At 46.6% G+C, this 14022-nt stretch carries 14 protein-coding genes and 1 tRNA gene; 12 read left to right on the top strand and 3 right to left on the bottom strand.

Annotated features, from left to right (window positions below; translation table 11 throughout):
- From ACH10T_RS06930 to lnt, 3 genes are all read right to left on the bottom strand, one after another.
- On the bottom strand, window positions 1-828 hold an 828-nt coding region (locus ACH10T_RS06930; protein ID WP_394808582.1), incomplete at its 3' end, for a glycine--tRNA ligase subunit beta.
- A complete protein-coding gene (gene glyQ / locus ACH10T_RS06925; RefSeq protein ID WP_394808581.1) occupies window positions 825-1751 on the bottom strand; it encodes a glycine--tRNA ligase subunit alpha in 927 nt (308 codons plus the stop codon). The genes glyQ and ACH10T_RS06930, both read right to left, overlap by 4 nt.
- A 46-nt stretch (window positions 1752-1797) precedes the next feature.
- Window positions 1798-3255, bottom strand: coding sequence for an apolipoprotein N-acyltransferase (gene lnt, locus ACH10T_RS06920; protein ID WP_394808583.1), 1458 nt, complete (start codon window positions 3253-3255; stop codon window positions 1798-1800).
- 582 nt (window positions 3256-3837) lie between these two features.
- Here lnt and ACH10T_RS06915 point away from each other — a divergent pair.
- The 12 genes from ACH10T_RS06915 to ACH10T_RS06860 all read left to right on the top strand — a co-directional run bounded on the left by ACH10T_RS06915 (window position 3838) and on the right by ACH10T_RS06860 (window position 13940).
- A complete protein-coding gene (locus tag ACH10T_RS06915; RefSeq protein WP_394808580.1) occupies window positions 3838-5574 on the top strand; it encodes a tetratricopeptide repeat protein in 1737 nt (578 codons plus the stop codon).
- Window positions 5575-5678: 104 nt separating this feature from the next.
- A complete protein-coding gene (gene minC, locus ACH10T_RS06910) occupies window positions 5679-6431 on the top strand; it encodes a septum site-determining protein MinC (RefSeq protein WP_394808579.1) in 753 nt (250 codons plus the stop codon).
- Window positions 6432-6455: 24 nt separating this feature from the next.
- Window positions 6456-7268 carry a septum site-determining protein MinD gene (gene minD, locus ACH10T_RS06905; RefSeq protein ID WP_394808578.1) on the top strand — a complete coding sequence of 271 codons (813 nt, stop codon included), beginning with the start codon at window positions 6456-6458 and terminating at the stop codon, window positions 7266-7268.
- Complete coding sequence (gene minE, locus ACH10T_RS06900) at window positions 7265-7543, top strand: cell division topological specificity factor MinE (RefSeq protein WP_394808577.1); 279 nt, start codon at window positions 7265-7267, stop codon at window positions 7541-7543. The genes minD and minE overlap by 4 nt, the downstream gene beginning before the upstream one ends.
- A 64-nt stretch (window positions 7544-7607) precedes the next feature.
- Window positions 7608-8270: a lipoprotein insertase outer membrane protein LolB gene (lolB, locus tag ACH10T_RS06895; protein ID WP_394808576.1), complete on the top strand. Its 663-nt coding sequence runs from the start codon at window positions 7608-7610 to the stop codon at window positions 8268-8270.
- Window positions 8271-8317: 47 nt separating this feature from the next.
- A complete protein-coding gene (gene ispE, locus ACH10T_RS06890) occupies window positions 8318-9157 on the top strand; it encodes a 4-(cytidine 5'-diphospho)-2-C-methyl-D-erythritol kinase (protein ID WP_394808575.1) in 840 nt (279 codons plus the stop codon).
- A 6-nt stretch (window positions 9158-9163) separates the two neighbouring features.
- A tRNA-Gln gene (locus ACH10T_RS06885) sits at window positions 9164-9238 on the top strand.
- Window positions 9239-9350: 112 nt separating this feature from the next.
- Window positions 9351-10301, top strand: a complete 951-nt coding sequence (locus ACH10T_RS06880) for a ribose-phosphate pyrophosphokinase (protein WP_394808574.1) — start codon at window positions 9351-9353, stop codon at window positions 10299-10301.
- Between the two features lie 65 nt (window positions 10302-10366).
- The gene (locus ACH10T_RS06875) at window positions 10367-10987 is read left to right on the top strand and encodes a 50S ribosomal protein L25/general stress protein Ctc (protein ID WP_394808573.1); all 621 of its coding nucleotides are present in this window, start codon (window positions 10367-10369) and stop codon (window positions 10985-10987) included.
- A 121-nt stretch (window positions 10988-11108) separates the two neighbouring features.
- The gene (gene pth / locus ACH10T_RS06870; RefSeq protein ID WP_394808572.1) at window positions 11109-11678 is read left to right on the top strand and encodes an aminoacyl-tRNA hydrolase; all 570 of its coding nucleotides are present in this window, start codon (window positions 11109-11111) and stop codon (window positions 11676-11678) included.
- 58 nt (window positions 11679-11736) lie between these two features.
- The gene (ychF, locus tag ACH10T_RS06865; RefSeq protein WP_394808571.1) at window positions 11737-12828 is read left to right on the top strand and encodes a redox-regulated ATPase YchF; all 1092 of its coding nucleotides are present in this window, start codon (window positions 11737-11739) and stop codon (window positions 12826-12828) included.
- 194 nt (window positions 12829-13022) lie between these two features.
- Window positions 13023-13940, top strand: coding sequence for a tyrosine-type recombinase/integrase (locus tag ACH10T_RS06860; protein WP_394808570.1), 918 nt, complete (start codon window positions 13023-13025; stop codon window positions 13938-13940).
- Window positions 13941-14022 lie beyond the last annotated feature (82 nt).

Genomic DNA, 14022 nt, shown 5'->3' with positions numbered 1-14022 from the left:
TGCAGCAAATTTTCCGACCAGAACATTGGGATGCTCGACCAATGCGGTGACTTCATCCAATAACGCGTCATCGTCAACTGGGGTAAGATTTTCCCGTGTGGCGGCTGCGGCAAGCTGGCGCGTGATTTCCGCGCGGCGCTCGGCAAAACCGGCAATGACAGCGCCTTCGGTTGCCAGTTGCTGTGCGTAGCTATCCGCATTGTGTAACACGATGGGATTTACTTTTGCCTCAAAACGATGCCCTTGCGTTTCGCGCCCGGCTTGCAGCCCCAGAATATTAACCGGAACGATGTCCGCGCCATGCAAGGCTATCAATGCGTGCACAGGACGCACAAAATTAACGCTGCTCCAGCCATCCGCTAACTGGTATGTCATCACCTTGGGGATCGGTAATTTACCGATCGCTTCCTCTAATGCTTTTTGCAGGCCGTCGGTTAATGGCGTTCCTTTAACTGTACTGTCCCAAAATAATGTTTCCGTTTTACCTTCCATCAAGCGTTTCAGCTGCGGCACGACCGATGCATCGGCACCCAGGCTCGCCAATTTTTTCAATAACGGCGGTGTCGCCTGGCCTTGCGCGTCCAACCCGACAGCCACTGGCATCAATTTCTGCGCAATCGCTTTATCGGCTGCTTGTGTTGCCACATGGGTAATATGGACCGCCAGACGCCGGGGCGAAGCATACGCTGTGACCTGCGCTTCCTTCGACACGAGATCCTGCGCTTTCAAGCTGGCGGTTAATAATTCCGCAAAGCTGTTGCCAAGCTGTTTCAGCGATTTGGGCGGTAATTCCTCGACCAATAATTCAACCAGTAGATTTTTGGTCATGATGCGGATTCCTGCATATCCGGCATTTGCGCGACCCATTCGCGCGGTGCCAATGGGAAGGGTGGATTGAGGTTTTTACGGCTGTCGTAATACGCTTTGGCGACCCGCCGTGACAGATTACGGATGCGCCCGATATAGGCGGCACGTTCGGTGACTGAAATGGCGCCGCGTGCATCCAGCAGATTGAACGTATGCGCTGCTTTCAACACTTGCTCGTAGGCGGGTAACGCCAACTGCTTTTCGATAAGGTGATTGGCTTGCGCTTCGTGCTTGCCGAACGCCAGAAACAGAAATTCGGTGTCACTGTGTTCAAAGTTATACTTGGATTGCTCGACTTCGTTTTGATGATACACATCGTGATAAGTCAATCCCTTTGTCCATGTCAGATCAAAGACGCTTTCCACGCCTTGCAAATACATGGCCAGGCGCTCCAATCCATAGGTAATTTCACCGGTAGCCGGTTTGCAATCAATACCGCCGACCTGCTGGAAATAGGTGAATTGCGTCACTTCCATGCCATTGAGCCAAACCTCCCAGCCCAGACCCCAAGCGCCCAATGTAGGATTTTCCCAATCATCCTCAACCAGACGTACGTCATTCTGCGTTAAATCAAACCCGAGTTCGCGCAACGAATCCAAATACAAATCCAGAATATTTTTCGGCGCCGGTTTGAGCACCACTTGGAATTGATAATAGTGTTGCAAACGATTGGGGTTGTCGCCATAACGCCCGTCTTTCGGGCGGCGCGCCGGTTGCACATAGGCTGCTTTCCAGGGTTCGGGCCCCAAAGCCCGCAAGAAAGTGGCGGTATGGCTGGTTCCCGCGCCGACTTCCATATCGTAAGGCTGCAGAATCGCGCATCCCTGCTTGTCCCAATAGCGTTGTAAGGTAAGAATAATTTCTTGGAAAGTAAGTGTTGCCATGAAGAACCTGGATTAAACCAGCACCAAAATGAAAATTAATCGGATTTTACAGGGTTTTCCGTCTGGCACGGAAGGCGGATATCAATCCGATACACAATAACAAACCGGCAAGTCCAAGCACCGGGTAATTTCCCACGCGCACATAAGGTGTGGCGCCGGTGAAGCCTTGCGCCAATCCGTGCAGTGCTGCGGTAGTGAAAATCTCGATGGTTTGCAATACCTTGCCACGCTCATCAATGATCGCGGTCACCCCGGTGTTCGTGGCGCGCAGCATATAGCGGCCGGTTTCCAATGCGCGCATCTGGGAAATTTGCAAGTGTTGCTGCGGCCCGATCGAGCGCCCGAACCAGGCATCGTTGCTGACATTCACCAGCATTGTTGCCTGTGGTAATTGATAAATAATTTCTTCGCCAAACACATCTTCGTAACAGATATTGATCGCAACCCGCTGCCCCGCCAGATCCATCGGCTGTTGATCCAAACTGCCACGCGAGAAATCCGATAGCGGGATTTTCAGCACCTCAATAACCCAACCGAATATCGGTTTTAACGGAATAAATTCACCAAAAGGAACCAGGTGGTGTTTGCGATAACGCTGCTCCGGCGCAGAGCCGTAGCTGAACATCGTATTATAATAGTCATCCCCGTCATCGGTCGTACGCTCAGCCAAACCAATCAATACGTCGCCGTTGTTATTTCTGGCATGCGCGGCAAGATACGACAAATACGATGGCGGTACGACATCGCTAAAAAGCGGAATGGAAATTTCCGGTGTCACAATCAACCGGCTGTTACTTTCCAAAATCAGTTTAGCGTAAGTCTCCATGGTGTTCTCGAGATGATCATCCCGCCATTTCATATTCTGAGCAATATTGCCTTGCAGTAAGCTAACCGTGACCGGCTCACCGAGCGGTTTAACCCATTCAATAGCCTGCAAACCAAGACCGCCGAACCAAATCAGCATCAATGGCAAACCATACCGCCAATTTTTTAGCCTTTTATCAATCCAGAAGAAAAGTAAGGCAGCGCTAAATACCACAACCATCGAAATGCCATAAGCACCGATGATCGGCGCATAACCCGCCAATGGGCTAAAAGGCGCTTGTGAATAGCCCAGCGTTAGCCAGGGGAAGCCGGTAAACAGATTGCCGCGCAGCCATTCAAACAACATCCACAACGCAGCAGCGACTGATGCCCAGACAAACGGCGAAGTGCGGCGAAACTTGGTCAAGATCCAAAAACTGAATGCGGGAAATAGCGACAGGTAAGCACAGAGTATAATCAGTGCCGTAACAGCGGCCGACACCGGCATTGCGCCAAAATCATGCAAGCTGACATAAATCCAAGTCACTCCTGCACAAAATAGCCCCATACCAAAACAAAATCCAAGTAGCGCTGCTTGCAGAGAAGTCTGACTTTTATGGCAAAATCCTAACAATACTGCCAGCGTAATTACTGGAACGGGGAAAAGATAAAATGGCGCAAAACCGAGTACAGTCAGCATACCCAGTAAAAAAACAATAATCAGTTTGAGGTAAGGATTCTTCAATTGAGTCAAATTTGGATAAGGGTTTTGGTAAAAATACGCTGCAGACTAACTGATATTTATCGCATGCAGTCTAACAGGCCGTTGAAAAACTATCTGCGTTGCCGCTGCGGTGTTAAAAACAGACTCAGAATGCTCATTTATTAAGTATAAACTGCGTTTTTTCGCCTGTTTTTGCCTTGCATCGGCCGCCTCGAAAACGTTTTTCAACGGCCTGCTAAAACTACCATGAACTTTCATGATTGAATGTTGTTCTCAGCATTTGCCTTATCATAAATTAATCGGTGGCCGCTTTGCGCACAATTTTAATCTTACTTTTCGTAGTGTCCTTAAATATTACTGTATGCTAAATAATTATTTATTCACTTTATTGCCGGTATAAAAGTAGAATATGCAAATTATGTCGAATAAAACCAAGCTAAAAACCAAGCGCTTTGTTGAACCAAGCATGATATGCACGCTATGATTTTACGGTTTCTACAGGTGCTGCAAGAAAGTTGTTTGTTTTTATCTTATATTTGAAAATCAATCGGATTTCTCATGAAATTTAAAATTCTATGCTTGTTATTGCTATCCGGACTCACTGCCTGCGCGCAGATTTCCACTAAGGAGGAGGTAGAAAAAACAGGAGAATCCGCTGAGCAAAAAGATATCAGTCAACTCAATTTACCCAAACAAGAACTGACTGCACCTATTTTATTTGATTTTTTAGTCGGTGAAACTGCATTGCAGCGCGGCAATCTTGATATCGCGGTCAACCGCTATGTTAAGCTGGCCAAGACAACACACGATCCCAGAATTGCCAAGCGCGCAACCGAGATTGCCCTGCACGCAGGAAATCCATTTGCAGCCGAGCAAGCTGCGGCAATGTGGGTTGAACTAGAGCCCGACTCGACGGATGCCCGCCAAACCATTGCGGCACTGTTGGTAAATATAGGCAAACTGGATGCGGCACGACCGCATCTTGAGAAGTTGCTGGCTTCGGAAAAAAACAGTATTGGCAACGCATTTATGCAACTCAATCAATTATTGTCACGAAATACAGATAAAGTAGCGACACTGCAGTTAATACAGCGGCTTTCTCAACCTTACAAGGATGTTCCGGAAGTACATTTTGCAATTTCTCAGGCAGCGTGGTTTGCCAATCAGCACCTCCTTGCTTCGGAAGAAATGCAGCGGGCACTCACCTTACGTCCCGGTTGGGAAATCGCAGCTGTTCATAACGGAAGAATATTACAACGCATCTCAAGTACCGATGCGAGTGAATTCTATCGAGACTATCTGAAAAAGTACCCGACAGCCAATGAAGTAAGAATTGCTTATGCCCGGGTATTAATCGGTGACAACCATACGGATCTGGCACAAGAGCAACTGCGATGGTTATCAGAAAAAAATCCAGAAGATGCCGAGATTACTTTGGCAATCGGGCTGTTAGCTACTGAAATGGGTGATTTCGATATCACTGAAACAAGTTTTAAAAAGGCGTTGAGTCTGGGCTATAAAGATACCAATGCTGTGCATTTTCACCTGGGCCAGATATATGAGGAAACCAAACGCCCCGATATGGCAATGGCATCCTATCAGCTGGTAAAAAGCGGTGGCCGCCATTTACCAGCACAGATACGCTACGCAGATTTACTGGCATTAAAAGGTCATTTAAAAGAGGCCCGCGAACACCTGCAGAAACTTCCGGCAGCCAATGATCAACAAGCTGCACATTTAATATTGGCAGAAGCGCAAATTTTACGAAGATCGAAAGCACATAAAGAAGTATTTGATTTGCTGGATAATGGCCTTAAAAAACTACCTGATTATCCCGAGTTGCTCTATGATCATGCTTTGGCAGCCGACAAGCTTGGCAAGTTTAATATTCTTGAGCAGGATTTGCGTAAACTGATCAAGCTCAAACCTGATAATGCGCACGCCTACAATGCTCTTGGCTACAGTCTTGCTGAGCGTGGTGCACAATTGCCGGAAGCACTGAAATTAATTAGAAAAGCCGTTGAGCTTTCCCCGGAGGATCCTTATATTATGGACAGTCTGGGCTGGGTGTACTATCGTATGGGTAATTTTGTGGAAGGATTGAATTATTTAAATCTAGCTTTTGCAGCCCGCCCGGATCCAGAGATTGCGGCACACTTGGGTGAGGTGCTTTGGGCAAAAGGCGCTAAAGACAATGCTAAAGATATTTGGCGCTTTGCCTTAGAAAAAGATCCCGATAATGATGTGTTGCTTGAGACGTTACAGCGCATTTTAAAAAAGAAAGTCATTGATTAAATTTTTTAATGGATTTGGCTAGTTATTTGGTAACCTAATAAAGTAATGCCACTGATCCATATAATTAAAGAACTCCCTGTGCAGCTATCAATAGATTCTCAAAAATGCTAAATACTCCTCCAGCACTTGAATTCAAAAGCAGTACATTTTTTGCGCCGATTTTGATTCTTTACACCCATGATATGGTTGCAATCGAGCAAACACTGCAAGAGAAAATTAACCTGGCACCTGAGTTTTTTAGAGATTCGCCCTTGATTATCGATTTGCGTGAATTAAACAAGTTAAATCAGGATCTGGATTTTGTTCAGATAACCCAGCTATTGCGCAGAATCGGTTTTTTCCCAGTGGGTATCCGTGGCGGAAATGAGCAACAAAATAAGCAAGCACGCACATTATCAATTCCGATAGACACCGTTCGTGAACAGGGCAATCCAATCACAATTGGCGAAGCACAAAAGCAAGAAGCCGTTCCGGAAGTAACTGTTGCCAAGGAATCTATCAGTCCTATCGTTGCTCCTCCACCGACTCCAGCAGCAGCAACATTGATCACTCAGCCGATTCGATCGGGGCAGCGTATCTATGCGTCCGGCGATTTGATCATTCTGTCTCAGGTCAGCGCTGGCGCCGAAATTATGGCCGAAGGCAATATACATGTCTATAATACACTGAGGGGACGCGCGCTAGCAGGTGTGCATGGCAACACAGGAGCCAGGATATTTTGTTTTGATTTGCAAGCAGAGCTTATTTCAATCGCCGGGGATTATAAAACCAGTGAAGATTTAAACAAACAGACCTACAAAAATCCGGTGCAAATATATTTGCAGAATCATGCTTTGATCATTAAAGAGATTGCTTAAGACCAAATAGCAAAGGAGGCTCAATTGGCAAGAATTATAGTTGTGACATCAGGCAAAGGTGGCGTTGGTAAAACAACAACAAGCGCAGCGATTGCCATGGGGCTGGCAAAAGCCGGCCACAAGACAGCCGTTATTGATTTTGATGTAGGTTTACGGAATCTGGACTTGATTTTAGGTTGTGAGCGGCGAGTTGTCTATGACTTTATCAATGTTATCAATGGTGAAGCTAGTCTCAATCAAGCACTCATTCGTGATAAAAACTGCAATTTACTTTATATTCTCCCTGCTTCTCAAACGCGCGATAAGGAGGCATTGACAGAAGAAGGTGTTGGCCGGGTATTAGACGAATTATCCAAAGATTTTGAATATATTGTTTGCGATTCTCCTGCAGGGATTGAAAAAGGTGCAAACTTAGCGCTTTATTTTGCGGATGATGCCTTTGTTGTTACCAATCCGGAAGTTTCTTCGGTAAGAGATTCTGATCGCATGTTGGGTATTTTATCCAGCAAATCACGACGAGCAGAACGCAATGAAGACCCTATCAAAGAATATTTGTTACTTACCCGGTATGATGCTGACAGAGTAAAGTCAGGCGAAATGCTGAGTCTTGAAGACGTACAAGAAATCTTATCACTGGAATTATTGGGTATTATTCCTGAGTCAAAATCAGTCTTATCCGCATCTAATGCAGGCATTCCGGTAATTCTCGATGAAAAGAGTGAAGCAGGTCAGGCCTATGCCGATGTGGTAGCGCGATACTTAGGAGAGAAACGTCCACATCGATTTATTGATAGTAAACACGGATTTCTCAGGAGGCTTTTCGGAGGAAGAAAATGAGCTTACTGGATTATTTTAGATCATCTAAACCTAAAACTGCATCGGTCGCCAAAGAGAGATTACAAATTCTTGTTGCGCACGAACGCAGTTATCGCAATCAACCTTCCTATTTGCCGCAATTACAAAAAGAGCTACTAGCGGTCATCCGCAAATATGTAAATGTGGATCAGGACGCGATATCAGTTAATTTTGAGCAAGATGAGAATCAGGAAACACTGGAACTCAATATCGTATTGCCTGATTATCAACAAACCAATAAGACCATCAATAATTAAACTGAGGCTTATCCCGTGCGCATTGGTAATTTATGGACCGATATCAGCTAGTTATAACATTGAATTGAAAGATTTTAAATTACCGGTGAATGGATTCAAAATTAATCCGTGGAATGTTATTCTGGGGATTCTGATAAGCTGTATTTTTACTCTTTTTTCCGGTTGTGCAACACTACCCAGTCAAACCAAATCTGACGCGGTTGTCAGAACCATTGTTACTGAGCCTGCTGCAAATACCCAGAATGGTTCAGCCGCTGATTTTAATATCCTTGGCAGGATATCCATCCAAGATGAAAAGCAAAGTTTCTCCGGCAGCTTCCGCTGGCAGCATCTGGCAACAAGTGATGAAATTCTGTTATTTACCCCGCTGGGTCAGGCAGTTGCCGAAATTACAAAAGATGACGAGGGCGTACGTTTGATTACCTCAAAGCTTGAAGCTTTTTATGCAACGGATGTAGAGAGTCTGACGCAAGAAATTCTGGGTTGGCGTATGCCGATCAATGGTTTGCAATACTGGATACAAGGCACACATTCGCCAGTTACCGCAGCGGAAAAGGATCTGGATAACAAAGACCGGATTGTAGCTATCCGGCAAGACGGCTGGCACATTCACTATAATAGCTTCGCTCCCGCGCAGATAAATTCGATACCGCTTCCCAAGGTATTGAATTTAGTCTATCAAAACCTGAGAATCAGACTGGTAGTCGATGACTGGAAAGTCGAATAAATTATTCTTACACTAAAGCCATAGCCGTCTAATTCTTAAATTTATTCATGTTTACATTTCCTGCCCCAGCCAAGCTGAATCTTTTTTTACACGTCACCGGCCGCCGGCAGGATGGCTATCATTTATTGCAAACAGTTTTCCGGTTTATAGATTTCTCCGATCAATTAAATTTGAGTTTGCGCGCGGATGGCATTATCAAATTACATAATCCCATTTCCGGTGTTGCAGAAGATAAGGATTTGTGTGTTCGCGCCGCTAAATTGCTAAAGCAAAAAACGGGAATTGCACAAGGTATCGATATTTTTCTGCAGAAGCAGATTCCAATGGGGGGAGGTTTGGGAGGTGGGAGTTCTGATGCAGCAACCACTTTGTTAGCGCTGAATCAGTTGTGGGAACTCAATTTAAGCCAGGAGCAATTGCTTGAATTAGGGCTTCAGTTAGGTGCCGATGTACCTGTATTCATTTTTGGACAAAATGCCTTTGCAGAGGGGGTTGGTGAAAAACTGTTACCCATTGAACTACCGCCCGCGTGGTATTTAGTTCTTATACCACCAGTCCAAGTCTCGACTGCGGAGGTTTTTGCAAGTAAGGAATTGACACGCAACACGATACCCATCAAAATACCGCCCTTTTCTGTCTGGCAAGGCCATAATGATTTGGAATTAGTAGTTTGCCGGACATATCCTGAAGTAGCGAAATGTTTGGAGTGGCTAAAGCGGCTAGAAAATACTACAATAGCGGCAATGAGTGGTTCAGGTGCTTGTGTATTTGCTGAATTTGCGACTGAGCTGGCAGCTCAGACCGCTTTTGCACAAATTCCTGATGATATGAAAGGCTTCGTGGCGAAAGGATTAGATTATCATCCCATGCACAAGTCAGTGAAATAAAGATTTTGGGGAGTCGCCAAGTGGTAAGGCACCGGATTTTGATTCCGGCATTCGTAGGTTCGATCCCTACCTCCCCAGCCAGTTTATTTTTCAGAAACAAGCTTGCATCAAACTCCGGATCGTCAAAAACAACTCATTTTAACAAGAAAGACGAGCGCTCCTTTTCCCAAACTGATTATCTCAGAGAAATAACATGTCTTATGACAGTCTGATGGTTTTTACCGGCACGGCCAATCCCCAATTGGCACAGGATGCTGTCAAGCATCTTAATATCCATCTGGGACGTGCCACTGTTGGACGTTTCAGTGACGGTGAGATCATGGTGGAGATCCTTGAGAATGTGCGAGGAAAAGATGTTTTTGTACTGCAATCCACCTGCGCACCGACCAATGACAGCCTTATGGAAATTTTGGTCATGGTAGATGCTCTGAAACGTGCTTCTGCCGGCCGTATTACTGCTGCAATCCCGTATTTTGGATATGCGCGTCAGGATAGAAGACCACGCTCTGTTCGTGTGCCGATCACAGCCAAAGTAGTGGCCAATATGTTAACGACTGTTGGCATCGATCGATTACTAACCATGGATTTGCATGCAGATCAGATTCAGGGGTTTTTTGATATTCCTGTCGACAATATTTATGGTATGCCCATTTTGCTGGGGGATATCTGGAAGCATAATTATCAGAATCTAGTAGTGGTATCGCCTGATGTCGGCGGTGTAGTCCGTGCCCGGCATCTCGCCAAACGGCTGGAATGCGATCTGGCAATCATTGACAAGCGGCGTCCAAAACACAATGAAGCAAAAGTCATGAACATCATCGGTGAAGTAAAAGACCGCACCTGTGTGATTATTGATGACATGGTGGATACGGCCAATACGCTGTGTGAAGCTGCCAAAGCATTAAAACAGCATGGCGCGAAATCAGTGATTGCGTATTCCACGCACGCAGTATTATCAGGCAACGCAGTAGAACGCATCCAGAGCTCAGATCTGGATAAATTGGTAGTCACTGACACCATTCCTTTGCGTGAAGATGCCGTGGCTTGTGATCGTATTTGCCAGTTAAGCATCGCCAATCTACTGGCAGAAACCATGTTACGTATCAGTAATGAGAGTTCATTAAGCTCATTATTTATGGAATAAGTTGATTCCGTTTTTTTAACCGGTTTGTTTGGTCGCGAACAAATCATTATTATGGAGTAGTAAAGATGAAAATAGAAATCAGTGCCGATAAGCGCACGTTGCAGGGAAAGGGTGCGAGCCGCCGCCTGCGTGGTTCTGGTAAAGTACCAGCAATCATCTATGGTGGTGAACAAAAACCGCAGTCTATTGAAATGGATCACAACGATTTGTTTCACAAGCTTAAACTGGAAGCTTTCCATGCATCCATCTTGTCGTTAAGTGTCGCAGGGGAAAAAGAGCAGGTATTGTTACGCGATATACAAATGCACCCATTCAAGCATCAAGTGTTGCATGTAGATTTTCAGCGCGTTGATAAGAACAAGAAAATACACATGAAAGTTCCATTACACTTTATCAATGCAGAAAATGCACCCGGTGTAAAAACCTCCGGCGGTATTGTTACGCACATCCTTACCGAAGTGGATATCAGTTGTTTGCCAGATGCCCTGCCAGAATTCATTTCGGTGGATTTGGTTGAACTGACTGCAGGACACACGCTTCACTTAAGTGACTTGGTACTGCCCAATGGAGTTGAAATTGTTGCATTGACCAGAGGTGATAATTCACCGGTTGCAACGATTGTGATTCCGCGCTCCGTACTCTCCGATGAAGCTACCGGTGAAGAAGCAAGCGCAGAGAAAAAGTAGTTAGATCAGCAAAGAATATTTAACTGATCTGGAAATTTGACAAATCTGCTGGGATAAAACACATGCCGGCAGATTTTTCTTTTCTGAATCCGTTTTTACAGCAGCCGGATAATTTTTCACCATGAAACTTATTGTTGGATTGGGTAATTCAGGCAGAGAATATGCGGGTACACGGCATAACGCCGGTTTTGAATGGGTAGATCGATTAGCCCAAATGCTACAGGTATCGCTAAAGCCGGAAGCGCGATTTCATGGATTGTGCACACAAGTCCGCCAGAAAGAATTGGATGTGTGGCTACTGGAACCGCAAACCTATATGAACAGAAGCGGGCAATCGGTCATTGCCTTGTGTCAGTTCTATAAAATACAGACCGACGAAATTATCATTATCCATGATGAGTTGGATCTCCCGCCAGGTATCGCCAAACTGAAGAAAGGCGGCGGTTTGGGTGGTCATAACGGCCTCAAAGATATTGCGGCAAGATTGGGTACCCAGGATTTCTGGCGATTACGAATCGGCATAGGTCATCCGGGTGATCGTAATGCCGTGGTTGATTATGTATTGCACCCGCCCAGAAAGGAAGAAGCGCAATTAATTGATGAAGCCATAGTCAGAAGCCTGGAAGTATGGCCGCTCATTGCACAAGGCGCTTGTGAAGCTGCTATGTTGAAATTACACACCAAAGTATAAAATACTGTAAAAGTTTTCAACCAATCGTTATTTAATTAATTTTAATGAGAATCCGGTCATGAGTCTTAAATGCGGAATCGTGGGTCTTCCCAATGTCGGAAAATCCACTTTGTTTAATGCATTGACCAAAGCGGGTATTGCTGCAGAAAATTATCCTTTCTGTACGATAGATCCCAATATTGGCATAGTCGAAGTCCCAGATCCGCGCTTGCAAAAACTCAGTGAAATCGTCAAGCCGCAGAAAATACAATCAGCGATTGTCGAATTTGTAGATATCGCCGGATTAGTTGCCGGCGCGTCTAAAGGCGAAGGTCTGGGTAACAAGTTTCTTGCCAATATTCGTGAAACGGATGGCATCGTCAATATGGTGCGCTGCTTCGCGGACGACAATGTCATACACGTCGCTGGCAAAGTGGACCCGATATCGGATATCGAAGTTATCCAAACCGAACTGGCTCTGGCTGATCTTGCCACCGTAGAAAAAGCCATTCATCGCGAATCCAAAGTGGCTAAATCCGGTAATAAAGACGCCATTAAACTCTGCGCTTTACTGGAAGCGGTGCAGGCACATCTTGATCAAGGCAAACCCGCCAGGACAATGGACTTGGATAAAGAGCAGAAACTCTTATTGCAGCCACTCTGTCTATTAACCGCAAAACCGGCTATTTATGTCGCCAATGTGGATGATCACGGCTTTGAGAATAATCCCCTATTAACCCGCGTCGAAGAATACGCCGCACAAGAAGGCGCCCCGGTAGTCGCCATATGCGCTGCGCTGGAAGCAGAAATCGCAGAACTGCCTGACGAAGATAAAAAGATCTTTTTAGCCGACCTGAATCTGGAAGAACCCGGACTGAATCGCCTGGTGCGCGCAGGTTATGAATTACTCGGACTACAAACCTACTTCACCGCCGGTGTCAAAGAAGTCCGCGCCTGGACGATCCACAAAGGCGATACCGCGCCACAGGCAGCCGCAGTCATTCATACCGATTTTGAGAAGGGCTTTATTCGCGCCGAAGTCATCAGCTATAACGACTTCATCGCTTACAACGGCGAGCAGGGTGCCAAAGAAGCCGGAAAAATGCGCCTTGAAGGTAAGGAATACGTCGTTAAAGATGGCGATGTCATGCATTTCCGGTTTAATGTTTAAACAGAACTTAGGATTCCGGCGCACTTCGCCGGACAACAAGAACCCCGTACTTCATGGTGATTATTGGGTTTTTTGTTCCTTGTTGATCCGGGTAGATCCGTTGCAAGCCGGGTATAAACCGGGTACAATATCGGGTATAAAGTCAAAGCCGGGTATCAAAAAACCGGGTACGGCTCGAACCCGGAGAACAGGCCATGCTGACCGACACCCAATGCCGCACCGCCAAGCCCAAGGACAAGCCCTACAAGCTATCAGACGGCAAGGGGCTGTATCTGGAAATCAAACCCAACGGGGTGAAGGCGTGGCGTTACCGCTTTGAGTTGCGCGAGGGCGATGTTGCCAAGGAAAGCATCTTTGCAATTGGCGACTACGCCATTGCACCTAGCGGCGAAACACAGGAAGAGGGGCAGGCAAGGCGGGGTGGTCGCCGATTTACCCTGGCCGAGGCGCGGGAGGAGCGTACCAAGGCGCGATCACTGGTCAAGCAGGGCATCAACCCAGTCCACAACCGGCAGCTTGAGCGCATCAAGCGCGAACAGGAAAATGCCACGACATTCGAGGCCGTGGCAAAGGAATGGCTGGCCTTGAAGGATTGGGAGGAAGTCACCAAGGCCAGACGCCTTAATATGCTGACGCGCGTGGTATTTCCGAAGATCGGCTCGTTGCCGGTCAAGAGTATTGCTCCGTCGCATATCCTAGACGTGCTGAACACTTCCGCAAAGAAGAACGGCCTGACGGTCGCGGCGGAAGCCAAGCGCACCATGTCGGGTGTCTTTGAGCTTGCAGTGTCCACCCTCCGGGCGGATTCTGACCCGGTCTATCCGGTGCGAAAAGCACTCCCCGCAAACAAGACTCAGCACAAGAGGCCACTAGATTCCGCCGAAATCGGCCAGCTCTTGCGGGACGTAGAAGGACACGGCGGTCGCCATGAAACCATCGCAGCCTTCCGCCTGATGTGGCTAACCCTTTGCCGGCCGACTGAAGCCGTCGAGGCACAATGGACCGAATTCGATCTTGATGAGGCGATTTGGCGCATCCCTGCCCAGCGGATGAAAAAGCGGAAGGAACATGCGATGCCCCTGCCCACGCAAGCGGTGGTTCTGTCGCATTAAGCGCAAAAATGCATATTTTGGATGAGCTGGCATGCCATCCCTTTAAACTAGACGGATTTATTCTGCCAGCGCATAAAATTGC

It is taken from the genome of Nitrosomonas sp., from assembly GCF_043753625.1.
GTDB lineage: Bacteria > Pseudomonadota > Gammaproteobacteria > Burkholderiales > Nitrosomonadaceae > Nitrosomonas.
This window is presented reverse-complemented; position numbering and strand designations above follow the sequence as displayed.

What these genes read in the sequence shown, in the direction of transcription:
- ispE (WP_394808575.1), top strand. Translation starts at nt 8,318, where the DNA reads ATGTTTACATTTCCTGCCCCAGCCAAGCTGAATCTTTTTTTACACGTC.
- ACH10T_RS06915 (WP_394808580.1), top strand. Translation starts at nt 3,838, where the DNA reads ATGAAATTTAAAATTCTATGCTTGTTATTGCTATCCGGACTCACTGCC.
- ACH10T_RS06875 (WP_394808573.1), top strand. Translation starts at nt 10,367, where the DNA reads ATGAAAATAGAAATCAGTGCCGATAAGCGCACGTTGCAGGGAAAGGGT.
- minC (WP_394808579.1), top strand. Translation starts at nt 5,679, where the DNA reads ATGCTAAATACTCCTCCAGCACTTGAATTCAAAAGCAGTACATTTTTT.
- minE (WP_394808577.1), top strand. Translation starts at nt 7,265, where the DNA reads ATGAGCTTACTGGATTATTTTAGATCATCTAAACCTAAAACTGCATCG.
- ACH10T_RS06860 (WP_394808570.1), top strand. Translation starts at nt 13,023, where the DNA reads ATGCTGACCGACACCCAATGCCGCACCGCCAAGCCCAAGGACAAGCCC.
- lnt (WP_394808583.1), bottom strand. Translation starts at nt 3,255, where the DNA reads ATGCTGACTGTACTCGGTTTTGCGCCATTTTATCTTTTCCCCGTTCCA.
- ychF (WP_394808571.1), top strand. Translation starts at nt 11,737, where the DNA reads ATGAGTCTTAAATGCGGAATCGTGGGTCTTCCCAATGTCGGAAAATCC.
- ACH10T_RS06880 (WP_394808574.1), top strand. Translation starts at nt 9,351, where the DNA reads ATGTCTTATGACAGTCTGATGGTTTTTACCGGCACGGCCAATCCCCAA.
- glyQ (WP_394808581.1), bottom strand. Translation starts at nt 1,751, where the DNA reads ATGGCAACACTTACTTTCCAAGAAATTATTCTTACCTTACAACGCTAT.
- pth (WP_394808572.1), top strand. Translation starts at nt 11,109, where the DNA reads ATGAAACTTATTGTTGGATTGGGTAATTCAGGCAGAGAATATGCGGGT.